Genomic DNA, 24,254 nt, shown 5'->3' with positions numbered 1-24,254 from the left:
CTACTCGGCCGAGGGCGCCTCACCCTCGTCCGTGCCGGTCGTCGCGGCACCTTCGGCGGTCTCGTCGACGGCGATGTCGCCGTCAACCTCCTCCGCCTCGCGTCCCGCCTCGGCGTTACGAGCGATGCCGACGACGGCATCGCGCTTGCCCAGGTTGATCAGTTGGACGCCCATGGTGTCACGGCCCGTCTCCCTGATCTCATTGACTCGCGTACGAATCACACCGCCCGACAGCGTGATGGCGAGGATCTCGTCGGTCTCCTCGACCACCAGCGCGCCGACGAGCGAGCCGCGGTCCTCCACGATCTTGGCGGCCTTGATGCCGAGGCCGCCGCGACCCTGGACGCGGTACTCGTCGACGGCGGTCCGCTTCGCGTACCCGCCGTCCGTAGCAGTGAACACGAACGTACCGGGTCGAACAACATTCATCGAGAGCAGCTGGTCGCCTTCGCGGAAGCTCATGCCCTTGACACCCGAGGTCGCACGGCCCATGGGGCGAAGGGCTTCATCCGTGGCCGTGAACCGGATCGACTGCGCCTTCTTGCTGATCAGCAGCAGATCATCGTCGGCCGAAACGAGCTCGGCTCCGATCAGTTCGTCGTCCGAACCGTCCTCCGTCTCACGGAGGTTGATCGCGATGACACCGCCCGAGCGCGGCGAATCGTAATCCTTCAGAGGCGTTTTCTTGACCAGGCCGCCCTTGGTGGCCAGCACCAGGTACGGCGCCACCTCGTAGGTACGGATCGCGAGGATCTCCGCGATCGCCTCGTCCGGCTGGAAGGCCAGCAGGTTGGCGACGTGCTGTCCACGCGCGTCACGCCCGGCGTCCGGCAGTTCGTACGCCTTGGCCCGGTAGACGCGGCCCTTGTTGGTGAAGAACAACAGCCAGTGGTGCGTGGTCGACACGAAGAAGTGGTCGACGATGTCGTCTTCCTTCAGCTTCGCGCCGCGTACGCCCTTGCCGCCGCGCTTCTGGGCGCGGTAGTCGTCCGTCTTGGTGCGCTTGACGTAGCCCCCGCGCGTGACGGTGACGACGATGTCCTCCTCGGCGATGAGGTCCTCGATGGACATGTCGCCGTCGTAGGGCACCAGCATGGTCTTGCGGTCGTCGCCGTACTTCTCGACGATCGCGGCGAGTTCCTCGCTGACGATGCCGCGCTGGCGGACCGGGGACGCGAGGATCTCGTTGTACTGGGTGATCTTCGCCTGGAGTTCGTCGTGCTCCTGGATGATCTTCTGGCGCTCCAGGGCGGCCAGCCGGCGCAGCTGCATCTCGAGGATGGCGTTGGCCTGGATCTCGTCGATCTCCAGGAGGTCCATCAGGCCCCCGCGCGCGATCTCGACGGTGTCGCTGCGCCGGATCAGCGCGATGACCTCGTCGATGGCGTCCAGGGCCTTCAGCAGGCCGCGCAGGATGTGCGCCCGCTCCTCGGCCTTGCGCAGCCTGAAGCGCGTACGGCGGACGATGACCTCGATCTGGTGCGTCACCCAGTGGCGGATGAACGCGTCCAGGGAGAGGGTGCGCGGAACGCCGTCGACCAGCGCCAGCATGTTGGCGCCGAAGTTCGTCTGCAGGTCCGTGTGCTTGTACAGGTTGTTCAGGATGACCTTGGCGACCGCGTCGCGCTTGAGGACGATGACCAGGCGCTGGCCCGTGCGCGACGAGGTCTCGTCACGGACGTCCGCGATGCCGCCGATCTTGCCGTCCTTCACCAGGTCGGCGATCTTCTGCGCGAGGTTGTCGGGGTTGACCTGGTACGGCAGTTCCGTGACCACCAGGCACTGGCGGTTCTGGATCTCCTCGACCTCGACGACCGCGCGCATGGTGATCGAGCCGCGGCCCGTGCGGTAGGCCTCCTCGATGCCCTTGCGGCCCACCACCAGGGCACCGGTCGGGAAGTCGGGGCCCTTGATGCGCTCCATGAGCGCATCAAGGAGCTCCTCGTGCGAGGCCTCCGGGTTCTCCAGGTACCACTGGGCGCCGGCCGCGACCTCGCGCAGGTTGTGCGGCGGGATGTTGGTCGCCATGCCGACCGCGATACCGGCCGAACCGTTGATCAGCAGGTTCGGGAAGCGGGCCGGCAGGACGGTCGGCTCCTGGGAGCGGCCGTCGTAGTTGTCCGTGAAGTCGACGGTCTCCTCGTCGATGTCACGGACCATCTCCATCGACAGCGGCGCCATCTTGCACTCGGTGTAGCGCATGGCCGCCGCCGGGTCGTTGCCCGGAGAGCCGAAGTTGCCGTTGGAGTCCACCAGCGGCATCCGCATCGACCACGACTGCGCGAGGCGGACCAGCGCGTCGTAGATCGAGGAGTCGCCGTGCGGGTGGTAGTTGCCCATGACGTCGCCGACGACACGGGCGCACTTGTAGAAGCCGCGCTCGGGGCGGTAGCCGCCGTCGTACATGGCGTACAGCACCCGGCGGTGGACGGGCTTGAGACCGTCCCGGACGTCGGGCAGCGCACGCGAGACGATGACGGACATCGCGTAGTCGAGGTACGAGCGCTGCATCTCCGTCTCGAGCCCGACGGGCTCGACACGCTGGGCGATGGCGCCGCCTTCTTCAGGCGTGAGGGGGGTGATGTCGTCGGCCATTGCTGGTGAAGATCCTTCCCTGTGCGGTCAGCTGAGACCGACTCAGATGTCGAGGAAGCGGACGTCCTTGGCGTTGCGCTGGATGAACTGGCGGCGCGCCTCGACGTCCTCGCCCATCAGCACCGAGAACAGGTCGTCGGCCTGGGCGGCGTCGTCGAGGGTGACCTGGCCGAGGACGCGGTGCTCCTGGTCCATGGTGGTGATGCGCAGTTCCTCGGCGTTCATCTCGCCGAGACCCTTGAAGCGCTGGATGGAGTCCTCACGGATGCGCTTGCCGCGCTGGCGGCCCATCTCGATCAGCGCGTCGCGCTCGCGGTCGGAGTAGGCGTACTCGATGTCGTCCCGGCCCCACTTGATCTTGTACAGCGGAGGGCGGGAGAGGTACACGTGCCCGGCCTCGACCAGCGGCCGCATGAAGCGGAACAGGAAGGTCAGCAGGAGGGTGCTGATGTGCTGTCCGTCGACGTCGGCGTCCGCCATCAGGATGATCTTGTGGTAGCGCAGCCGCTCGATGTCGAAGTCCTCATGGACTCCGGTACCGAAGGCGGAGATCAGCGCCTGGATCTCCTGGTTCTGCAGGATCTTGTCGATCCTGGCCTTCTCCACGTTGAGGATCTTGCCTCGGATCGGGAGGATCGCCTGGTACTCCGGGTTCCGGCCGGACTTGGCCGAGCCGCCGGCGGAGTCACCCTCGACGATGAAGATCTCGCACTTGGTGGGGTCGTTCGACTGGCAGTCGGAGAGCTTGCCGGGCAGGGACGCCGACTCCAGCAGCCCCTTGCGACGGGTCAGGTCACGGGCCTTGCGGGCCGCCACGCGCGCGGTGGCCGCCTGGATGCCCTTGCGGACGATGTCCGCGGCTTCGTTCGGGTTGCGGTCCAGCCAGTCGTTGAGGTGCTCGTAGACCGCCTTCTGGACGAAGGTCTTCGCCTCCGTGTTGCCCAGCTTGGTCTTGGTCTGGCCCTCGAACTGAGGCTCGCTCAGCTTCACCGAGATGATCGCCGTCAGACCCTCGCGGATGTCGTCACCCGTGAGGTTGTCGTCCTTCTCGCGCAGCAGCCTCTTGTCGCGCGCGTACTTGTTGATCAGGTTGGTGAGCGCCGAACGGAAACCCTCTTCGTGCGTACCGCCCTCATGCGTGTGGATGATGTTGGCGAAGGAGTACACACCCTCGCTGTAACCGCTGTTCCACTGCATGGCGACTTCGAGGGACAGGCTCTTGTCCTTGTCCTCCGCCTCCAGGTCGATCACCGTCGGGTGCACGACCTCTCCCTTGCGGGAGTTGAGGTACTTCACGAAGTCGACGATGCCGCCCTCGTAGTGGTACGTGACGGTCTTGACCTCGGCGGTCTCGTCCGCGCCGGCCTCGTCCGCCCCGGAGGTGGCCTTCGCCGACTCACGCTCGTCCGTGAGCTTGATCGTCAGACCCTTGTTGAGGAACGCCATCTCCTGGAAACGCCGCGAGAGCGTCTCGAAGGAGTACTCGGTGGTCTCGAAGATGTCCTGGTCGGCCCAGAAGGTGACCGAGGTGCCGGTCTCCTCGGTGGCCTCGTGCTGGACGAGCGGCGCCGTGGGGACGCCCATCTTGTAGTCCTGCGTCCAGCGGTGGCCGTCCGTCCTGACCTCGACGGCGACCTTCGACGACAGGGCGTTCACGACGGAGACGCCCACACCGTGCAGACCGCCGGAGACCGCGTAGCCGCCGCCGCCGAACTTGCCGCCCGCGTGCAGCACGGTCAGCACGACCTCGAGGGCCGGCTTGCCCTCGGAGGCGACGATGCCCACCGGGATGCCACGACCGTTGTCGATCACACGGACGCCGCCGTCGGCGAGGATCGTCACGTCGATGGTGTCCGCGTGGCCGGCCAGCGCCTCGTCGACCGAGTTGTCGACGACCTCGTACACGAGGTGGTGCAGTCCTCGCTCACCGGTCGAGCCGATGTACATACCGGGTCGCTTGCGGACCGCGTCCAGACCCTCGAGGACGGTGATGGCGCTGGCGTCGTACGAGGCGGTGACCTCGCCGTTCGACGAAGTCACCGCGGCGTTCACGCCGGCGTCTGTGGACGGGATGTTCTCGTTGGGGTTGCCGGAATCGGCCACGAAGCGCCCTTTCTGGCACAGCACGAGCCAGGCTCGTCGGCGGGGTTGCCGGAGCGGCTGCGGCATGTTGCGTTGGTAAGCCTTGATCAGCGTTGCTCAGCTTCTCCCGGACGGTCCCCACGTTGGGGGCGGGATTGGCTTCCAGTCTACCGGTAGCGCCGACAGTGATGGGGGTTTGCCGGTACCTGAGTCCTCATGTGGCGCCCTGAACCGGTCTCTTCCGGGTCCCCATATACGGAGCGGGGCTCCAAGAGGCTCACGGAGGCACTCAGCGCTTCCGGCTGTCAACCCTTGGCTACTTGGGAGTCGGGTCCAAGTTCGCAACCGCGTGCGGTTGCGTTGCGGGCTCCCCGACAGAGCCGCCGATCACTGAAGATGTGAGACAGGTCACCCGTAGGTGTCGCCGGGACCCGTGCTGCCGGGGGCGCGCAGGGGACCGTACCGGCGTGCGGGACCACCGGGGCCGTTCACCTTGATCAGCTTCACCGCGCCGTGTCCCAGGTCCTCGTTGAGGCGGGCGACCAGCGTCGGGGCGAGCAGGCGCAGATTCGTCGCCCAGGCCGTGGAGTCGCAGCGCACGACCAGGATCCGCTCGTCCTCGTCGTACTTCTCCGGTACGCAGTGCTTGGCCACGTCCTCGCCGACGATCTGCGGCCAGCGGCCCATCACCCCGCCCACCGCGGCAGGCGTCTCCCAGCCACGCTCGGTGATCAGCCGGTTGATGGCGGCTCCGAACGCCATGGGATCCCGGCCGTCGGCGCGCGCGCCGGAGCGCAGACCGCCGCGGCGAGCCTGCTTCTTCTGCTGAACCGCGTCCCCACGCGCGCGTGCCTGCTCCTTCGCGGCACGCAGCGCCACGCGCGCGAGATCGACACCGGAGGGTTCGGGCGTCTTGGCGGCGGGTTCCTCCGCCGCGGGTCGTGCGGGACGCGGTGCGGGCTCGTCCGTGCTCATACGCGCTCCACCGTCCCGTCGGACACGGTGAACCGGGTCCCCGTCAGTACGTGCGGTACGTCATCGTCGACCGCGGCCGTCACCAGCACCTGCTCGCCGGGCGCGACCAACTCGGCCAGGCGCTCGCGGCGCCGTGTGTCCAGCTCGGCGAAGACGTCGTCGAGGACGAGCACCGGTTCGTTGCCCTCGGCCCTGAGGAGGTCGTACGACGCCAGACGCAGCGCCAGCGCACAGGACCACGACTCGCCGTGGGAGGCGTATCCCTTGGCCGGCAACTGACCGAGTCTGAGCAGCAGATCATCCCGATGCGGCCCCACGAGGGTGACGCCCCGCTCGATCTCCTGCTTGCGGGCCGCGGCGAGCGCGGCCATCAGCTGCTCGTGGAGGTCCTCGCGGATGTGTGCCTCGCCGGGAGCGGACGGCTTGTAGTCGAGAGCCACCGGCCCTCCGCCGGGGGCCAGCTGTTCGTACGCCTTGTCGGTGAGGGGCTGGATCGCCGCGATCAGGTCGAGACGCTGGGCGAGCAGCTCGGCGCCCACGCGCGCGAGGTGCTGGTCCCAGACGTCGAGCGTGGACAGGTCCATCGAGCGACCGCCGTGCCGTCGGGCCAGCGCGGCCGACTTCAGCAGGGTGTTGCGCTGCTTGAGGACACGCTCGTAGTCGGAACGGACGCCGGCCATGCGCGGGGAGCGGGCGGTGATCAGCTCGTCCAGGAAGCGCCGCCGTTCCCCGGGATCGCCCTTCACCAGGGCGAGGTCCTCGGGCGCGAACAGCACGGTCCTGACAATGCCGAGCACGTCACGCGGCCTGACCTGCGAGGACCGGTTGATACGGGCTCGGTTGGCCCTGCCGGGGTTCAGCTCCAGCTCGACCAGCTGCTGCCGCTCACCCTGTTTGACCTGGGCCCGGATGACCGCGCGGTCGGCGCCCATGCGGACCAGGGGGGCGTCGGAGGCGACGCGGTGGCTGCCGAGCGTGGCGAGGTAACCGACGGCCTCGACCAGGTTGGTCTTGCCCTGCCCGTTGGGGCCCACGAACGCCGTGACGCCCGGGTCGAGCGGCACTTCGACCCGGGCGTACGAGCGGAAGTCGGCCAGCGACAGATGCGTGACGTGCATGGTCGTGCGCCGACCTCCCCCAGGTTGTGGACCGCTGAGCGGCCCTGTGGATTACTTCTGCTCGACTTGTTGCGTCTGCTTCGACTTGGTGCGCCTGCTCGGCCGATTACTTCTGCTCGACCGCGTGGCCACCGAACTGGTTGCGCAGCGCGGCGACCATCTTCATCTGCGGAGAGTCCTCCTGGCGCGACGCGAACCGCGCGAAGACGGAGGCCGTGATCGCCGGGAGCGGCACGGCGTTGTCGATGGCGGCTTCCACAGTCCAGCGTCCCTCGCCGGAGTCCTGTGCAAAACCCTTCAGCCTGTCCAGGTGCTCGTCCTCGTCGAGGGCGTTCACCGCGAGATCGAGCAGCCAGGAACGGATGACGGTGCCTTCCTGCCAGGAGCGGAAGACCTCCCGTACGTCCGTCACGGAGTCGACCTTCTCCAGCAGCTCCCAGCCCTCGGCGTAGGCCTGCATCATCGCGTACTCGATGCCGTTGTGGACCATCTTCGCGAAGTGGCCCGCGCCGACCTTGCCGGCGTGCACCGCGCCGAGGTCGCCCTCGGGCTTGAGCGCGTCGAAGACCGGCTGCACCTTGGCCACGTTCTCCGCGTCTCCGCCGTACATCAGCGCATAGCCGTTCTCCAGGCCCCAGACGCCACCGGAGACGCCGCAGTCGACGAAGCCGATGCCCTTGGCCGCCAGTTCCCCGGCGTGCTTCTCGTCGTCCGTCCAGCGGGAGTTCCCGCCGTCCACGACGACGTCACCGGGCTCCAGCAGCTCGGCGAGCTCGTCGACGGTGGACTGGGTCGCGGCACCGGCGGGGACCATCACCCAGACCACACGCGGGCCCTTGAGCTTGCCCACAAGCTCTTCCAGGCTGTGGACGTCCGCGAGGTCCGGATTGCGGTCGTATCCGATCACGGTGTGGCCTGCGCGGCGTATCCGCTCGCGCATGTTGCCGCCCATCTTGCCGAGGCCGACGAGACCGAGCTCCATCAGTTGTTCCTTAGGTTTTGCGACGTGGCGTGACGGCACGTACGTACCGCGGCACTTTCGTACCTGCGTCCGAGCCTAAACCCGGACGCTCACGCACATCTGTGGGCATACGCGCTCAAACGCACGCCCCCACCTGTGGGTTCTCTGAGGGGCTCGGTCAGCCGCTGAGGCGCACCGGCATGATCAGGTACTTGTAGGCCTCGTCCGCCTCGGCGTCCAGGGCCGGCTTGCCGCTGAGCAGCGCGGGCTTGGTGGACGTCGTGAAGGACAGCTGAGCCACCGGGGAGTCGATGGCGCTCAGGCCGTCCAGCAGGAAGGTCGGGTTGAAGGCGATCGAGACGTCGTCGCCCTCCAGCTGGGCGTCGACCCGCTCCACAGCCTGTGCGTCGTCGCTGGAACCGGCCTCCAGAATCAGCACGCCCTGCTCGAAGCTGAGCCGCACCGGGGTGTTGCGCTCGGCGACCAGGGCCACACGCTTGACGGCCTCCACGAAGGGGGCGGTCTCGATGACGGCCACGGAGTTGAACTCCGTCGGGAACAGCGAGCGGTACTTCGGGAGGTCGCCCTCCAGGAGGCGGGTCGTCGTACGACGGCCGGCGCCCTCGAAGCCGATGAGGCCCTCGCCCGAGCCCCCGCCGGACAGCGCCAGGATGACGCTGTCGCCGCTTGTGAGGGCCTTGGCGGTGTCCAGGAGCGTCTTGGCGGGTACCAGGGCCACCGCGGACGCCTCGGGGTTCTCCGGCTTCCACAGGAACTCGCGGACCGCGAAGCGGTAGCGGTCGGTGGACGCCAGCGTGACGGTGTCGCCCTCGATCTCGATACGCACGCCGGTCAGGACGGGCAGCGTGTCGTCACGTCCGGCCGCGATGGCGACCTGGGCGGCCGCGGAGGCGAAGACCTCGCCGGGGACGGTGCCCGTGGCGTTCGGCATCTGCGGCAGGGCCGGGTACTCCTCCACCGGCAGGGTGTGGAGGGTGAAGCGGGAGGAGCCGCACACCACCGTCGCCCGTACACCGTCTGTGGAAATCTCCACCGGGCGGTTGGGGAGGGCGCGGCAGATGTCGGCGAGCAGACGACCCGAGACGAGGACCGTGCCTTCCTCCTCGACCTCCGCCTCGACCGACACGCGCGCGGAGACCTCGTAGTCGAAGCTGGACAGGCTGAGCTGGCCGTCGTCGGCCTTCAACAGCAGGCCGGCGAGGACAGGCGCCGGCGGACGGGCCGGGAGGCTGCGTGCCGCCCAGGCCACTGCCTCCGCGAGTACGTCGCGTTCCACCCGGATCTTCACTGTTGCCGCCTCCTGCTGTTGCCGGCGCTTCTCGGCCTGCCTGGCTTCGTCGTCTGTCTCGGTGTCGTCGATCTCGGTGAGGGGAAGGACACCGGGGACCAGTCTGACGCACGGCACTGACAGTAGGTGCCTCTCGGGGTCAAGTCGTGATGAGGGGCAGCCGGGAGCCGGGCAGCGAGTTGTGCACAGCCCCCACTTCGAAACGGATTCCCAGCTCTCTCTAGTTGGGAGTAGTAGTAGGGCCTGTGGATACCGTGGATAACCTCGTTTGCGCAGGTCAGGCCCCAAATTTTGTCCACGGGCCCTGTGGGCGGCGGCGGTGGACAACCGGGCGTATCTGTGGAGAACAGAAAGTTCTGCACATCGCATGCACAGCCTGAGGGGAGTTCTCCCCAGCGCCGTCCCCAGCTTTACCCAGCTTTCCCACAGGCCAACCCGGCACCTTCGTGTGACGCCTTTCACTCGACCCGGTGATCAGGTGCGTCGGGTTGCCGAACAGTGGACAGTCATGTGGAGAAGCGGGTGATCCTTGGGGACAACCGTCCTCAGCCTGTGGGTTGCCAGTGGACAACTCGATGCACAGGCTGTGGATCACCGCTTCGTCCACAGACTGTGGAGATCGTTCGTCCACCAATCCACAGGCAGCTGACCTGGCCTGATGGTCTTTCACCGGGGGGCTCTGTGGACACGATCTGGACAACTTCCCGGTCCCCAGGGTGTGGACGGGAAAAAGTGGCCGGATCTGTGGAGAGAGGCCGTAACCCGGCAGGTAATCGAACAGACGGCGACCGGGGCATGAAGAAGGGCGCCTCCGGATCTCCTCCCGGGGGCGCCCTTCTCCGTCGTGTCTCGGGGTGGTCAGCCGTTCTCGACCTCTGGGTGGCGGTCAGCCGTTCTTGGCGCGTCTGTGGGTGGTCGGCCGTTGTCGCGCATGCCGGCGGCGGTCAGCCGTTCTTGATGCGGTTCGTCAGCTCGGTCACCTGGTTGTAGATGGAGCGCCGCTCGGCCATCAGATTGCGGATCTTGCGGTCCGCGTGCATGACGGTCGTGTGGTCGCGGCCGCCGAACAGGGCGCCGATCTTGGGCAGCGAGAGGTCCGTCAGCTCCCGGCACAGGTACATGGCGATCTGGCGGGCGGTGACGAGCGCGCGGCCGCGCGAGGTGCCGCACAGGTCCTCGACCGTGAGGCCGAAGTAGTCGGCGGTCGCACTCATGATGGCCGTCGAGGTGATCTCGGGGGCCGAGTCCTCGCCGCCGGGGATCAGGTCCTTGAGCACGATCTCCGTCAGGCCCAGGTCCACCGGCTGCCGGTTGAGCGACGCGAACGCCGTCACCCGGATCAGCGCGCCCTCCAGCTCGCGGATGTTGCGCGAGATCCGGGAGGCGATGAACTCCAGCACCTCCGGCGGGGCGTTCAGCTGCTCCTGGACCGCCTTCTTACGCAGGATGGCAATCCTCGTCTCCAGCTCGGGCGGCTGGACGTCGGTGATCAGACCCCACTCGAAACGGTTCCGCAGCCGGTCCTCCAGCGTGACCAGCTGCTTGGGCGGCCGGTCGCTGGAGAGCACGATCTGCTTGTTGGCGTTGTGGAGCGTGTTGAACGTGTGGAAGAACTCCTCCTGCGTCGACTCCTTGTCCGCCAGGAACTGGATGTCGTCGACGAGCAGGATGTCCATCTCCCGGTACCGCTTGCGAAAGCTGTCGCCCTTGCCGTCGCGGATCGAGTTGATGAACTCGTTGGTGAACTCCTCCGAGCTCACGTACCGCACGCGGGTGCCCGGGTAGAGGCTGCGCGCGTAGTGCCCGATGGCGTGCAGAAGATGCGTTTTGCCGAGCCCGGACTCGCCGTAGATGAACAGGGGGTTGTACGCCTTCGCCGGCGCCTCGGCGACGGCGACCGCGGCCGCGTGCGCGAAGCGGTTGGAGGCGCCGATGACGAAGGTGTCGAAGAGGTACTTCGGGTTCAGGCGCGCGGTCGGCTCACCGGGGCCGGTCGCCGGCGCGGGCTTCGCGGCCAGCGGGCCGGGGGCACCGCTGGCCGGCAGCGTGGAACCGACCGGACCGCCGCGGTGGACGCGACCGGAGCCCGAGGGGCCGTCGGGCAGGTCACGGCGAGCATCGCGCTGGTCTGCGTCGGCGCGGTGGCGACCGTAGTCCGGCCGCTGGTCGTAGTCGGAGCGCTGGTCGTAGTCGGGGCGCTGGGGGTCGTACGCCGGGCGCTCCGTCGACTGCGGACGGTAGTCCTGTGCGTACGAGTCCTGGGACGGCGCTCCGTAGGTGTCCTGCGGCCCCGGGCCGTAGGAGTCCTGCGGCGGCGACGCGTAGGGGTCTCGCTCCGGGAAGCCGAGGCGCTGCTGCTGCCAGCTGTACTCGTCCTGCGGGGGGCGCGGCCAGGAGCCGGGCTCGGGACGCTGGTACTCAGAGGGGTATGCGGGGCGGGGGTTCGGGAGCTGGTCGGGACGGGGCGTGCGGTCGCGGTCGCCCTGGGAACCGGGGCGCTGCTCTCCGCGGCCGGGCATGTGGTCGTCGGCGCGGTGGCGGCCGTAGCCCCCTTCGTACGGGGCGGGCGGGAGCTCGGGCTCCTCGTAGCGCGACTGGGGCCGGTTCTGTGGGGCCGGTGTGGGCGGAGGCTCGCCCGCCGAGTCGTCGACGGTGATCGCGATCCGGATCGGACGGCCGCACTCGCGGCTCAGCGTCTCGCTGACGACAGGCGCGAGGCGCCCTTCGAGCACGCCCTTCGCAAATTCGTTCGGTACGGCGAGCAGGGCGGTGTCCGCGACCAGCGCCAGCGGCTGGCAGCGCCGGATCCAGTGCTCGTCCTTGGTCTCGACGCCCTGCCCTCGCCCCTCACCGAGAAGTTGCTCCAGTACTCGTGGCCACACTGCGGCAAGATCGGCAGGTACGTCAGCCACAGGGCACGCTCTCTCACGGGGTCCCACGAACGTGTGGTTCGGGACGGGTCGGGATTCAAATGGTGTGGGGCAGGTTCAAGGGAACGAATCGGAGTCCGGCCACGGTAGTCAGGGCGACGGGTACGGTTCAAGTTGTTGTCCCCAGGCTGTGGATAGTGTCTCCCGGCGCCCCCTGGTTTGACCGGATGGCGTAGCCGCGCGTACCGTAACCAGGTCGAGTTGTCGATGGCTGCTGCCGCCTGCCTCCGATGGGCACAGATCATTTGGGTGATCGGTCAGCGGTGCACTCGGGCGTGACGCGAGCTACTCGTGGGCGCACGGTGACAGCCAGGACGGCACCCCGCAAACACCGATTCTTTCTGGAGCCCCCGAGTGAGCAAGCGCACCTTCCAGCCGAACAACCGTCGCCGCGCGAAGACCCACGGCTTCCGCCTGCGGATGCGTACCCGTGCCGGCCGCGCGATTCTCGCGAACCGCCGCAGCAAGGGTCGCGCGAACCTGTCCGCCTGATTCTGATCAGGTCATGACGTCGTGCTGCCTACCGAGCATCGGCTGAGGCGGCGCGAGGACTTCGCGACCGCGGTACGACGGGGTCGTCGGGCCGGCCGTCCGACTCTCGTCGTCCATTTTCGTAGCGGTGCCACGGACCCGCACACGCCTGGGGAGAGCGCTCCCCCGGCGCGTGCGGGTTTCGTTGTCAGCAAGGCCGTGGGCGGTGCGGTGATACGCAACAAGGTGAAGCGCAGGCTTCGCCATTTGATGCGCGATCGAGTCGCCCTGCTGCCCCCCGGTAGCCTGGTAGTCGTACGAGCGTTGCCCGGCGCGGGTGACGCCGACCACGCACAACTGGCCCGAGACCTGGATGCCGCCCTGGAGCGGTTGCTGGGAGGGGGCGCGCGATGAAGTACCCGCTGCTGGCGCTGATCAAGCTGTACCAGTGGATCATCAGTCCGTTGCTCGGGCCGGTGTGCAAGTACTACCCGTCGTGCTCTCACTACGGCTACCAGGCCATCGACCGGCACGGTGCGGTCAAGGGAACGGCACTCACGGCCTGGCGCATCCTGCGATGCAATCCGTGGTCGCTGGGTGGTGTGGACCATGTCCCGCCGCGCAAGCGTCCGCGGTGGCACGAAATGCTGCGTAACGCGTGGCGTGCACGCAAGGGCGGGCCCTCCTCCGCCGAACCGGCCACCGGGGACACCACTGCCCCGGGTCCGGCCGCCGAGACCCCGACCCATGCTCAAGGAGCCTGATTAGTGGACACGATTGCCAGTCTTTTCAGCTTCATCACGACACCCGTTTCATGGGTCATCGTCCAGTTCCATGCCGTGTACGGGAAGATCTTCGGTCCCGATACGGGCTGGGCCTGGGGCCTGTCCATCGTGTCCCTGGTGATCCTGATCCGTATCTGCCTCATCCCGCTCTTCGTGAAGCAGATCAAGTCGACTCGGGCCATGCAGACGCTGCAGCCCGAGATGAAGAAGATCCAGGAGCGCTACAAGAACGACAAGCAGCGCCAGTCCGAAGAGATGATGAAGCTCTACAAGGAGACGGGTACCAACCCACTCTCCTCGTGCCTTCCCATCCTGGCGCAGTCGCCGTTCTTCTTCGCCCTGTACCACGTGCTCAACGGCATCGCGACCGGCAAGACCATCGGTGTCATCAACGACCCGCTGCTGGCCAGCGCCCGTAAAGCGCACATCTTCGGTGCCCCGCTGGCGGCGAAGTTCACCGACGGCGCCGACAAGGTCGCTCAGCTCCAGGCTTCGCTCACAGACGTCCGGGTCGTCACCGCAGTCATGATCGTCCTGATGTCTGCGTCGCAGTTCTACACGCAGCGCCAGTTGATGACGAAGAACGTCGACACCACGGTGAAGACGCCGTTCATGCAGCAGCAGAAGATGCTGATGTACGTCTTCCCGGTCATGTTCGCCGTCTTCGGCATCAACTTCCCGGTCGGTGTCCTCGTCTACTGGCTGACCACCAATGTGTGGACGATGGGCCAGCAGATGTTCGTGATCCGCAACAACCCGACCCCGGGTTCGAAGGCTCAGGCCGCGTACCTGGAGCGCCTGTACAAGCACGTCACGCACCACGGCCAGACGCGCCGCCGCAGCGAGAAGACCATCGTCAAGGCCATCGTCGCCAAGGGCCGTGACCGCAACGAGTTCGAGCGCAAGTTCATCAACGGCCTCAGCAAGGCGGGCTTCGTCGCCCAGGCCGACGGCACCGTGGTGAAGGGCGAGGCGCAGGCCGCGGTCGCCCAGGCCGAGGACGGAACACCGACGAGCGCTGCCGCTCCCAAGCGGCAGCAGCCCAAGCGGCAGAGCAAGTCCCAGCGCCAGTCCGGAGCCGCCAGGGCGGCCGGCGAGGGCGCGCCGACGTCGCTGAGCAAGTCCGAGGAGCCCGAGGACGCCAAGCCCGCCGCCGACAAGCCCGCGCAGAAGTCCGGTGGCGGTACCCGCAGCAAGGCCCAGTCCGGACAGCGCAAGGGTCCGCAGCGGCCCAAGTCCCCGTCCAAGAAGTAAGAAGGAGTCCATCCCGTGACGGAAGGCACCACCTCCGCCGCTGCCGAGGGTGCAGACACCCTGACCCGCCTGGAGCAGGAGGGGGAGATCGCGGCGGACTACCTCGAGGGTCTGCTGGACATCGCCGATCTCGACGGCGACATCGACATGGATGTCGAGGCCGACCGGGCCGCTGTTTCGATCGTCAGTGACTCAGGCAGCCGAGACCTGCAGAAGCTGGTGGGTCGTGACGGCGAGGTGCTGGAAGCCCTGCAGGAGCTCACGCGTCTGGCCGTGCACCGGGAGACCGGCGATCGCAGCCGCCTGATGCTGGACATCGGGGGCTACCGCGCCAAGAAGCGCGAGGAGCTGTCCGAGTTGGGCGCCAAGGCTGCGGCCGAGGTCAGGAGCTCGGGCGAGCCCGTGAAGATGAAGCCGATGACACCGTTCGAGCGCAAGGTCGTGCACGACGCGGTCAAGGCCGCCGGCCTGCGCAGCGAGTCCGAGGGCGAGGAGCCACAGCGCTTCGTCGTCGTGCTTCCCGCCTGATCGACCCGTACGTTCCTCCGGCCCCGTCTGCCCGGCAGGCGGGGCCGAACTTTGTCAGCCTGATAGTTCTGGTGGTTCTGGTCTCGACGCTCGACACGTCGACGCCGTACGGAAGGACGGTCCCCCGTGACGGAGGCAGCGGAGCTCCCCCCCGCGCCCGAGCAGGCCCGCGAGGTCTTCGGTGATCGCTTCGAGGACGTGGTCCGCTACGCGGAGCTGCTCGCCGAGGCAGGTGTGCAGCGCGGACTGATCGGGCCGCGTGAGGTCCCCCGCCTGTGGGAGCGGCACCTGCTCAATTGCGCGGTGCTTTCGGAGGTCGTTCCCGAGGGTGTGACGGTGTGTGACGTCGGTTCCGGTGCCGGCTTGCCCGGCATCCCCCTGGCACTCGTCCGCGAAGACCTGAAGATCACGCTCCTGGAGCCCCTGCTGCGGCGTACGACCTTCCTGACCGAGGTCGTGGAGCTGCTGGGGCTGGACCATGTGACCGTCGTCCGCGGTCGGGCCGAGGAGGTCATGGGAAAACTCACACCTGTCCATGTCGTGACGGCACGGGCCGTGGCGCCACTGGACCGGCTGGCCGCCTGGGGGATTCCGCTGCTGCGTCCGTACGGCGAGATGCTCGCGCTCAAGGGTGACACCGCGGAGGAGGAGCTCAAGAGCGCGGCGACGGCACTGAGCAAACTGGGTGCCGTGGAGACGTCCATCCTGCATGTCGGGGAGGGTGTCGTCGATCCGTTGTCCACGGTCGTGCGGGTGGAGGTCGGAGAAAGCCCGGGCGGTGTGCGGTTCGCTGCGAAGCGGGCGAAGGCGGCGCGGACGGGGCGTACACGTCGGCGTCGCTGATCCGTCTCTGACGGCGAGACGTACTCCACACAAGCTGCCAACCTGCGCGTGCCGGAGTGTCGTGGCAGTTCGGTCCCGTCCGCTGTGCATCGTGTTTCACGTGAAACGTCGCTCATTGCTGCACGGCATCATCAGCCGGGGCCGCGCCGCGGCCTCCCCCCGCGACCGGAAGCCTCTCGGTTCACTCGGAGAGGGCACGGAGTTGTCCACAGAGGTGGATTTCTCCACAGAACAACAGGCCTCACTGGTTCACGACCCCGAACACATGGGAGGCTCTGTTCATTGCGAGCCTGAAGTCGAGGAGAGTGAATCCTTGCGGTCCGACGCCAACATCGCGGGACCGATGACCGATCCGGTCCCCGGTCCCCGTACCGAGTCGATGGGGGAGGATGTTTCACGTGAAACACCGCCCCCGATGGACGACACACCGATCGGTCGTGCTGCCCAACTGGCGGTGGAGGCTCTGGGCCGCGCCGGCGAGGGTCTGCCGCGTCCTGAGCAGACCAGAGTCATGGTCGTCGCCAACCAGAAGGGTGGGGTGGGCAAGACGACGACGACCGTCAATCTTGCTGCTTCCCTGGCTCTGCACGGTGCCCGTGTGCTGGTGGTCGACCTGGACCCCCAGGGCAACGCGTCCACCGCGCTGGGAATCGACCATCATGCCGAAGTCCCTTCGATCTACGACGTCTTGGTCGACAGCAGGCCGCTCTCCGACGTCGTCCAGCCGGTCCCTGATGTCGAGGGTCTCTTCTGCGCCCCCGCCACCATCGATCTCGCCGGTGCGGAGATCGAGCTGGTGTCCCTGGTGGCCCGGGAGAGCCGACTGCAGCGAGCGATCCAGGCGTATGAGCAGCCGCTGGACTACATCCTCATCGACTGCCCTCCTTCGCTCGGCCTGTTGACTGTCAACGCGCTGGTCGCGGGCCAGGAGGTCCTCATTCCGATCCAGTGCGAGTACTACGCGCTGGAGGGCCTGGGCCAGCTGCTGCGCAACGTCGACCTGGTACGGGGGCACCTCAACCCCGTCCTGCATGTGTCGACCATCCTGCTCACCATGTACGACGGCCGGACGCGCCTCGCGTCCCAGGTCGCGGACGAGGTGCGCACCCATTTCGGCGACGAGGTGCTACGGACGAGCATTCCCCGCTCCGTCCGTATCTCCGAGGCGCCGAGTTACGGACAGACGGTGCTGACCTACGATCCAGGATCGAGTGGTGCCCTGTCGTATCTTGAGGCGGCAAGAGAAATCGCGCTGAAGGGTGTCGGTGTCTCCTACGACCCGACACACGCGCACATCGGCGCACAGAGCGACCCGAGCATGGTGGAGGGGATCCAGTGAGCGAGCGACGGAGGGGTTTGGGTCGTGGTCTCGGCGCACTGATCCCCGCTGCCCCGACGGAGAAGCAGGTGGCTCCGGCCCCGATAGGAGGCGCCGCTTCGACGTCCCCGGCGGCGGTGCCAGTGCTGACCACCGACCGTGGGGTGGCAGCGGCGAAGGTGGCCACACTGCCGCCTGTCTCACATGAGACCGAGGAGAACTCGGTCAACGGTGCCGTGGAGATGTCCGCGTCTCCCATGGCCGCTCACTTCGCGGAGATCCCTCTCGACTTCATCAAGCCGAACCCGCGGCAGCCCCGTGAGGTCTTCGACGAGGATGCGCTGCACGAGCTTGTCACTTCCATCCAGGAGGTCGGTCTCCTCCAGCCCGTCGTCGTACGGCAGGTCGGTCCCGCGCGCTACGAGCTCATCATGGGCGAGCGGCGCTGGCGGGCATGCCGGGAGGCGGGGCTCGAAGCCATCCCGGCGATCGTGCGGGCCACGGACGACGAGAAGCTTCTCCTGGACGCGCTGCTGGAGAACCTGCACCGGGCGCAGCTGAACCCGCTGGAAGAGGCCGCCGCCTACGATCAGCTGCTGAAGGACTTCAACTGCACGCACGACCAGCTGGCGGACCGGATCGGCCGCTCTCGCCCGCAGGTCTCCAACACCCTGCGTCTGCTGAAGCTGTCGCCGGCCGTCCAGCGTCGGGTGGCTGCCGGAGTTCTCTCGGCGGGCCATGCCCGGGCGCTGCTCTCCGTCGAGGACTCGGAGGAGCAGGACCGGCTGGCTCACCGGATCGTGGCCGAGGGGCTGTCGGTGCGTGCCGTCGAGGAGATCGTGACCCTGATGGGGTCGCGGCCGCAGACGGCGCAGCGTTCCAAGGGCCCCCGGGCCGGTGGCCGGGTCTCCCCGGCGCTGACCGACCTCGCGACTCGTCTGTCGGACCGCTTCGAGACCCGGGTGAAGGTCGAACTGGGGCAGAAGAAGGGCAAGATCACCGTTGAGTTCGCCTCCCCGGAAGACCTCGAGCGGATCCTCAGCACGCTTGCTCCGGGCGAGAAACTAGCCCTCCAGAAGAGCCTTCTTGACGGTGACTCGGAGGAGGCGGAGGACTGATTCTCCGGTCCTCTGGGCTTTTTCCGTGCCTCTCGACGAGGGTGCTGAGGCAGTCGACAGGGTGGGCCGTGTCCGATGTATACCGGACACGGCCCACCCTTTGCTTTCATGCGCTATCGGTGGAATCACATCGTGGATACGATGCTTACGGGTATGGCGCATCATCCGGCAGCACCTCTGAGGGGAGAGGCAGGGGCCATGCGAACGATGAGCCGCACCGGAATGGTGAGCGCGGGCCTGGGGCTGGGCGCGGTCGGCGGGTTCGTCGGCAGTCTGCTCAGAGAACGGAGCGCTCTGACGGCCGCCCGCGACGCGGCGGGCGAAGGAAGCGAGGAACAGCCTTCATGGGGCGTCGGCTCGTACCGCTCACGCTGGACAACCTTCAGGACCTTCCCAAGCGGTGTCGGGCGTGTGTCTTCTGGGAGTTGGACCCAGTCAGCGGCGAGGCCGCGGTAAAGGCGGGAACAGCCGCCCTGGAGAAGGAAGCCTGGATCTCCGCCGTCCTGCTGGACTGGGGGTCCTGCGGCCGGGTCGTGTACGTCGACGATGTGCCGGTGGGCTTTGTGCTCTACGCGCCACCGGCCTACGTCCCCCGCTCGACGGCGTTTCCCACGAGTCCGGTCTCGCCCGACGCGGTGCAGTTGATGACCGCGTTCATCATGCCGGGCTACCAGGGGCAGGGACTGGGCCGGGTGATGGTGCAGACGGTCGCCAAGGATCTGCTGCGGCGTGGCTTCAAGGCGATCGAGGCCTTCGGTGACGCGCGTTGGAAGGAACCCGCCTGTCTGCTGCCGGCCGACCATCTTCTGGCGGTGGGTTTCAAGACGGTCCGGCCGCATCCGACGTATCCGCGCCTGCGTCTGGAGCTGCGAACCACGCTCTCCTGGAAAGAGGACGTGGAGATGGCGCTCGATCGGCTGCTGGGAGCCGTACAGAAGGAGCCGGCGCTGCGACCGCTCTGAAGTAACCCCAAACAAATGGGCCGGCCCTCAGGGGCCGGCCCATTGATGTTTCACGTGAAACGTCACTCGGCGATGAAGTCCTCAAGGTCGCGGACGATCGCGGCCTTCGGCTTGGCACCGACGATCGTCTTGGCGACCTCGCCACCCTGGTAGACGTTCAGCGTCGGGATGGACATGACGCCGTACTTGGCGGCCGTACCCGGGTTTTCGTCGATGTTGAGCTTGACGATCTCGATCTTGTCGCCGTACTCGGCGGCGATCGCCTCGAGGGACGGCGCGATCTGGCGGCAGGGACCGCACCAGGCGGCCCAGAAGTCCACCAGGACGGGCTTGTCGCTCTTGAGGACGTCCTGCTCGAAGGTGTCGTCGGTCACGTTCTTCAGGGTGCCGGCCACGGCGGGCTCCTTAACTGGTTGGGGCGTGGGGTGGGTGAGGGTCAGACAGCGGTCTTTTCGGGCTCGGCCTTCTCCTCGTCCGCCAGGGCGGCGAGGAAGCGCTCGGCGTCGAGGGCGGCCGAGCAGCCGGTGCCGGCGGCGGTGATCGCCTGGCGGTAGGTGTGGTCGACCACGTCACCGGCGCCGAAGACACCGGTCAGGTTCGTCCGTGTGGAGGGCGCGTCCACCTTCAGGTAGCCCTCTGCGTCCAGCTCCAGCTGGCCCTTGAAGAGTTCGGTGCGCGGGTCGTGTCCGATGGCGATGAACAAGCCGGTCACCGGGAGGTCCGAGAGCTCGCCGGTCTTGAGGTTGCGCAGCTTGAGGCCGGCCAGCTTCTGATCGCCCTGGATCTCGGCGACCTCGCTGTCCCACACGAACTTGATCTTCGGGTCGGCGAAGGCGCGCTCCTGCATCGCCTTGGAGGCGCGCAGGGTGTCACGGCGGTGGACGATCGTGACGGACTTGGCGAAGCGGGCGAGGAAGGTGGCCTCCTCCATCGCTGTGTCACCGCCGCCGATCACGGCGATGTCGTGGTCCTTGAAGAAGAAGCCGTCACAGGTGGCGCACCAGGAGACACCGCGGCCGGAGAGGGCGTCCTCGTTGGGCAGACCGAGCTTGCGGTGCTGCGAGCCGGTGGCGACGATGACGGCCTTGGCTTTGTGGACGGTGCCCGCGGTGTCGGTGACGGTCTTGATCTCACCGGTCAGATCGACGTTGACGATGTCGTCCGGGACGAGCTCGGCACCGAAGCGCTCCGCCTGGGCACGCATGTTGTCCATGAGCTCCGGGCCCATGATGCCGTCCTGGAAGCCCGGGAAGTTCTCCACCTCGGTGGTGGTCATCAGGGCACCACCCGCGGTGACGGCGCCCTCGAACACCAGTGGCTTCAGCGACGCGCGCGCGGTGTAGAGCGCCGCCGTGTAGCCGGCGGGCCCGGAGCCGATGATGATCACGTTACGAACGTCGCTCACGGCTTGATTCCTCGTCTCTGGACTGCGTCATAGGTCCGGGGGAGCTCCTCTCGGAGCTCTCATCCCACCCAACGGATCCTAAGGGTCGCGCATTCCCGCTGTGGCCGGGCACACGGAGAGGCGACACGGTACGGGATACCACGCAGAGCGAAGAGGATGCTTCTGGGCTCAAGGCTGCTGGTAGGACTGCTTGAGCAGAACCTTGGCCTTGCCGACGGACGGGTCCGCCACACACGTCGCGTCCATGATGTAAGCCGTCACCCCGGTACCGCCGGAAGGCGCGGGCAACACGACGAGTATGGCCTTCGTCCCCTTGTAGGTTCCCGGCTTGGTCCCGAGCGCAGGGCCGCTGCGGCCGGTGCCCCTCTGGACGCAGTCGGGGACCGTGGCATCTTGCAGGAGGTGGGGCTGACCGCTACCGGGAAGGGACTCCGCGCCCAAGCTGTGCGAACGGGATCCGCTTTTGCTTGTGGCAAGGAGATCGGAGACCTGCTTCTCCAGCGTTCCCTGGGAGAAGGTGTCCGCAGAGGTGGACTGCTGCCCGCGCGTTTCGGGGCCGGACGGATTGCCGTCGTTGAGAGAGGACAGCATCACGGAGCCGAATCCCACGGCTGCGACCGTGAAGACGGTACCGAGGACGGCGACCCGGCGCCTGCTCCCCTTCTTGCGCTCCTTGCGGCCCGGGCCTGCGGTCGAGACACGGGCGTGGCCTGCCGGGCGGTCCGCTGCCGACGTTTCACGTGAAACACGCGCGCTGTCGTCCGTGTCCGTCTCCGTGGCGGACAGGGACTGAGCCGTCGTGGCGACGGGCGTCTGCGTGTCCGCGTCATCGGGCGCCGTGGCTTGGAGCAGGAGCTCCGCGGCGAGGGCGGCGTCGATGCGGCCGGCGACCTCGGCGGGCATGCGCGCAGGGCCCGGCAGGGTTCCGAGCAGTCCCCGGATCTCCTCCAGCGACGCGTACACGTCGGCGCACAGTTCACACTCGTCCAGATGCCGGCGGACGTCCGCGGTGCGCGAGGGCGGGAGCAGGCCTTCGGTGAGGTCGGAGATCTCCGCGACGTCCGGGTGCCCGTCCGTTCCTGTCGTGGTTGTCACGCTCGCCCACCTCCGCCCTTCACAGCAGCTGAATCGCTTGGTCCCGTGTCCGGGGGATCCGCCTCACGCGATCCCGCTGCGGGTGGGACGGATGCCCCCGGGGTCCGGTTCCGTCCCGCGCCCGCTTCTCTGCCCCCGCCGGTGTTTTCCGGCCGCAGATGGGTGAGAAGGGGCAGGAGTCTGGCTCGGCCGCGGGCGCAGCGGCTCTTCACCGTCCCGGTCGGCACGTCGAGGATGCGGGCGGCCTCCGCGACCGGATAGCCCTGCATGTCCACCAGAACGAGCGCGGCACGCTGGTCGGGCGGCAGGGTGCCGAGCGCCTCCAGGAGCTGGCGGTGGAGGTCGTTGCGCTCCGCGGGCTCCGAGGCCGACTCGTGCGGCTCCAGCAGTTGCTCCAGGCGCTCGGTGTCGTCGACGGGTGAGGTCTTGCGGGAGGCCGCCTTGCGGGCGCGGTCGAGGCAGGCGTTCACCGTGATCCGGTGCAGCCAGGTCGTGACGGCCGACTGGCCCCGGAAGGTGTGGGCGGCCCGGTACGCGGAGACGAGGGCGTCCTGCACGGCGTCAGCGGCCTCCTCGCGGTCCCCCAGTGTCCTCAGGGCAACGGCCCAGAGCCGGTCGCGGTGGCGGCGTACGAGCTCGCCGAAGGCGCCGGGGTCGCCGTCGACATGGCGTGCGAGGAGGTCCTGATCGCTTGCGTCGCCGTACGCCGTGTCACTTGCCATCGAACCCCCTCCCCCTGGCACGCTCAGCCTGTGAACTTCAGGTCGGTCACGGCCTGCTTGTAGCCGGCGTTGCTGAAGCCGTCACCAGGTGCGTACGGCAGGGCGGTGAACCACACCAGCACGTACCTGCTCTTCACCGGCTTGGTCACCGTCACCTTTGCCGTTGTCCCCGTCGTCGTCACGGAGCCCATCTTCGTCATCGACGTCAGGGGAACGGACGAACTCATGGAATCGGTCGCGTACAGGGTGACCGTGGTGTGGTCGCCCCCGAACAGCAGCCCTATGGAAGCGGCCGACACCTCCTGTTCAGAGCCCAGGTCGTAGACGATACCGACGCCAGGCTTGTAGGACGGCTTCATGTCCGGACCGTCCGTGTAGCTGGCGGTACGCCAGTACGTCGAGCTGTCACCGTCGTACGTCTTGCCGACATCCGCGGGGTGCTGGGCATCACCCTTGGCGATGTACTCCTGCGCTCCCTGGATGCTGATCGGCTTGACCGGCTTCGGTGCCTTGCTGCTCTTGTCGTTCCCATCCGTCGTCTGCGTCGTACCGGTGTCGTCCGACTTGTTGCCCTGCTCCATGAGCGCGTCCGCCAGCTGCCAACTGCCCAGTCCCAGCGCGGCGATGAGCAGGGCCGAGACGGCCCACTTCAACGCTTTGCCGGTACGGGTCTGCAACGGGGGCGGCGGGGTCGGGACCGGCTGTGTGGCACCGGGGTGGGCCGGTGGACGGCCGTAGGTGCCCTGCTGGTACGTGGTGCGCTGGTAGTCCGGCGGAGCGGTGAACGCCGGCTCGGGCGGGCGGATGCGGGGCATCTCGCCGATTGCCTTCACCAGTTCCTCGGGCGTGGTGCACGGGGACTCGTGGCGGGAGGCAGTGGCGCCGTCGTTGGCGAGGGCGCGCATGGCGAGCTCGGACAGACCGCGGTGGACACCGGCGCGCACCTGGTCGGGAGCGATGAGACCGACGTCCTTGGGCAGGCCGGCGAGACCGTAGGCGTCGCTTTCGTACGGCCAGCGCTGGGTGAGCGCCGCGTACAGCAGGGCGCCGAGCGCCTCGGTGTCGGTGCGCTGCGGGGTGTCGGAGGTGATGCCGCGCAGCGCCGCGTTCACGGCGAGCCCGCGGATGCGCCACTGGCCGCTGGAGGTGCGCAGGACGGCGTTCGGGTTCAGGCGCAGGTGTGCCAGGCCCTCGCGGTGGGCGGCGGCCATGGCCGAGGCGATCTGGCTGACCATCTGGTAGGCGTCGTACACCTCCAGCGGAGCGGGCGCCAGCAGCGTGGTCAGTTCGGTGGCGTCGGGCAGCCACTCGTGAACGACGTAGACGAGGTCGTTCTCCTCGACGGCGTCGAGGACTTGGACGAATCGGGGGTCGCCGAGCAGCGCGGAGGAGCGCGCCGCAGCCAGGACGGTACGGGCCCGCGAGTGGTCCGCGGGCAGGAGGTGGACGCCGACGGCACGCCGCAGTTTCTCGTCCACGGCACGCCAACTGCTGAACCCGTCCAGCCGGGTCACGCACTCCTCGAGACGGTAGCGTCTGGCGAGTTTGTGACCGCTGTGCAGCTCCGGCGGTGAGGCCTTCCCGGAACCCTCGGTCCCGCCGCTCCCCTGTGCCTCGACGTCTTCCGTGTCCCGCTCCCGGTTCTTGGCCACCCCGTCGGCCGTGGACTGGTCCGCCTTGGCGGTCAGCGGCTCGTCACCGCTGTTGTCTGCCACGTCGACGGCAGCCGTGCTGCGTTCCGCCACCGTCGTTCCCTGCCTCCCCATCCGTTGCGCGCCGTGCG

At 67.8% G+C, this 24,254-nt stretch carries 21 protein-coding genes; 9 read left to right on the top strand and 12 right to left on the bottom strand.

Going from position 1 to position 24,254, the window contains the following annotated elements:
- The 7 genes from gyrA to dnaA all read right to left on the bottom strand — a co-directional run bounded on the left by gyrA (position 1) and on the right by dnaA (position 11,952).
- Complete coding sequence (gene gyrA, locus ACIBK3_RS25760) at positions 1 to 2,595, bottom strand: DNA gyrase subunit A (protein ID WP_399369168.1); 2,595 nt, start codon at positions 2,593 to 2,595, stop codon at positions 1 to 3.
- 42 nt (positions 2,596 to 2,637) lie between these two features.
- On the bottom strand, positions 2,638 to 4,698 hold the full coding sequence (gene gyrB / locus ACIBK3_RS25755) for a DNA topoisomerase (ATP-hydrolyzing) subunit B (RefSeq protein WP_399369982.1): 2,061 nt from the start codon (positions 4,696 to 4,698) through the stop codon (positions 2,638 to 2,640).
- Between the two features lie 387 nt (positions 4,699 to 5,085).
- On the bottom strand, positions 5,086 to 5,652 hold the full coding sequence (locus tag ACIBK3_RS25750) for a DUF721 domain-containing protein (protein ID WP_399369166.1): 567 nt from the start codon (positions 5,650 to 5,652) through the stop codon (positions 5,086 to 5,088).
- Positions 5,649 to 6,770 carry a DNA replication/repair protein RecF gene (gene recF / locus ACIBK3_RS25745; RefSeq protein ID WP_399369164.1) on the bottom strand — a complete coding sequence of 374 codons (1,122 nt, stop codon included), beginning with the start codon at positions 6,768 to 6,770 and terminating at the stop codon, positions 5,649 to 5,651. Before recF ends, ACIBK3_RS25750 begins: the two co-directional genes overlap by 4 nt.
- Positions 6,771 to 6,876: 106 nt before the next feature.
- A complete protein-coding gene (gene gnd, locus ACIBK3_RS25740) occupies positions 6,877 to 7,752 on the bottom strand; it encodes a phosphogluconate dehydrogenase (NAD(+)-dependent, decarboxylating) (RefSeq protein WP_399369162.1) in 876 nt (291 codons plus the stop codon).
- A 157-nt stretch (positions 7,753 to 7,909) separates the two neighbouring features.
- The gene (gene dnaN / locus ACIBK3_RS25735; RefSeq protein WP_399369980.1) at positions 7,910 to 9,040 is read right to left on the bottom strand and encodes a DNA polymerase III subunit beta; all 1,131 of its coding nucleotides are present in this window, start codon (positions 9,038 to 9,040) and stop codon (positions 7,910 to 7,912) included.
- 944 nt (positions 9,041 to 9,984) lie between these two features.
- Complete coding sequence (gene dnaA / locus ACIBK3_RS25730) at positions 9,985 to 11,952, bottom strand: chromosomal replication initiator protein DnaA (RefSeq protein ID WP_399369160.1); 1,968 nt, start codon at positions 11,950 to 11,952, stop codon at positions 9,985 to 9,987.
- A gap of 372 nt (positions 11,953 to 12,324) precedes the next feature.
- On the opposite strand from dnaA, the gene rpmH reads away from it, so the two are divergent.
- From rpmH to ACIBK3_RS25685, 9 genes are all read left to right on the top strand, one after another.
- Positions 12,325 to 12,462 (top strand): 50S ribosomal protein L34, encoded by a 138-nt coding sequence (rpmH, locus tag ACIBK3_RS25725; RefSeq protein WP_018846094.1) that lies wholly within the window; start codon positions 12,325 to 12,327, stop codon positions 12,460 to 12,462.
- 21 nt (positions 12,463 to 12,483) lie between these two features.
- On the top strand, positions 12,484 to 12,855 hold the full coding sequence (rnpA, locus tag ACIBK3_RS25720) for a ribonuclease P protein component (protein WP_399369158.1): 372 nt from the start codon (positions 12,484 to 12,486) through the stop codon (positions 12,853 to 12,855).
- Positions 12,852 to 13,205 carry a membrane protein insertion efficiency factor YidD gene (gene yidD, locus ACIBK3_RS25715; RefSeq protein WP_399369156.1) on the top strand — a complete coding sequence of 118 codons (354 nt, stop codon included), beginning with the start codon at positions 12,852 to 12,854 and terminating at the stop codon, positions 13,203 to 13,205. The genes rnpA and yidD overlap by 4 nt, the downstream gene beginning before the upstream one ends.
- 3 nt (positions 13,206 to 13,208) lie before the next feature.
- A complete protein-coding gene (yidC, locus tag ACIBK3_RS25710; protein WP_399369154.1) occupies positions 13,209 to 14,480 on the top strand; it encodes a membrane protein insertase YidC in 1,272 nt (423 codons plus the stop codon).
- A 15-nt stretch (positions 14,481 to 14,495) separates the two neighbouring features.
- Positions 14,496 to 15,008, top strand: a complete 513-nt coding sequence (locus tag ACIBK3_RS25705; RefSeq protein WP_399369152.1) for a protein jag — start codon at positions 14,496 to 14,498, stop codon at positions 15,006 to 15,008.
- Positions 15,009 to 15,134: 126 nt separating this feature from the next.
- Positions 15,135 to 15,851 carry a 16S rRNA (guanine(527)-N(7))-methyltransferase RsmG gene (rsmG, locus tag ACIBK3_RS25700; RefSeq protein WP_399369150.1) on the top strand — a complete coding sequence of 239 codons (717 nt, stop codon included), beginning with the start codon at positions 15,135 to 15,137 and terminating at the stop codon, positions 15,849 to 15,851.
- A gap of 265 nt (positions 15,852 to 16,116) precedes the next feature.
- A complete protein-coding gene (locus ACIBK3_RS25695) occupies positions 16,117 to 17,190 on the top strand; it encodes a ParA family protein (RefSeq protein ID WP_399369978.1) in 1,074 nt (357 codons plus the stop codon).
- Entirely contained in the window at positions 17,187 to 18,287 is a 1,101-nt protein-coding gene (locus ACIBK3_RS25690; protein WP_399369148.1) for a ParB/RepB/Spo0J family partition protein, read from the top strand. Before ACIBK3_RS25695 ends, ACIBK3_RS25690 begins: the two co-directional genes overlap by 4 nt.
- 344 nt (positions 18,288 to 18,631) lie before the next feature.
- A complete protein-coding gene (locus ACIBK3_RS25685) occupies positions 18,632 to 19,249 on the top strand; it encodes a GNAT family N-acetyltransferase (RefSeq protein WP_399369146.1) in 618 nt (205 codons plus the stop codon).
- 62 nt (positions 19,250 to 19,311) lie between these two features.
- Here the strand turns inward: ACIBK3_RS25685 and trxA are convergent, their stop codons facing one another.
- The 5 genes from trxA to ACIBK3_RS25660 all read right to left on the bottom strand — a co-directional run bounded on the left by trxA (position 19,312) and on the right by ACIBK3_RS25660 (position 24,216).
- Entirely contained in the window at positions 19,312 to 19,644 is a 333-nt protein-coding gene (gene trxA / locus ACIBK3_RS25680) for a thioredoxin (RefSeq protein WP_019073362.1), read from the bottom strand.
- A gap of 41 nt (positions 19,645 to 19,685) precedes the next feature.
- The gene (gene trxB / locus ACIBK3_RS25675) at positions 19,686 to 20,654 is read right to left on the bottom strand and encodes a thioredoxin-disulfide reductase (RefSeq protein ID WP_399369144.1); all 969 of its coding nucleotides are present in this window, start codon (positions 20,652 to 20,654) and stop codon (positions 19,686 to 19,688) included.
- Positions 20,655 to 20,822: 168 nt separating this feature from the next.
- Complete coding sequence (locus ACIBK3_RS25670) at positions 20,823 to 21,749, bottom strand: anti-sigma factor family protein (RefSeq protein WP_399369142.1); 927 nt, start codon at positions 21,747 to 21,749, stop codon at positions 20,823 to 20,825.
- Entirely contained in the window at positions 21,746 to 22,471 is a 726-nt protein-coding gene (sigM, locus tag ACIBK3_RS25665) for an RNA polymerase sigma factor SigM (protein ID WP_399369140.1), read from the bottom strand. The genes ACIBK3_RS25670 and sigM overlap by 4 nt, the downstream gene beginning before the upstream one ends.
- Positions 22,472 to 22,494: 23 nt before the next feature.
- Positions 22,495 to 24,216, bottom strand: coding sequence for a protein kinase family protein (locus ACIBK3_RS25660; protein WP_399369138.1), 1,722 nt, complete (start codon positions 24,214 to 24,216; stop codon positions 22,495 to 22,497).
- Between the last annotated feature and the right edge of the window lie 38 nt (positions 24,217 to 24,254).

This window comes from Streptomyces sp. NPDC050287 (assembly GCF_044459385.1).
Classification (GTDB): Bacteria; Actinomycetota; Actinomycetes; order Streptomycetales; family Streptomycetaceae; genus Streptomyces.
This window is presented reverse-complemented; position numbering and strand designations above follow the sequence as displayed.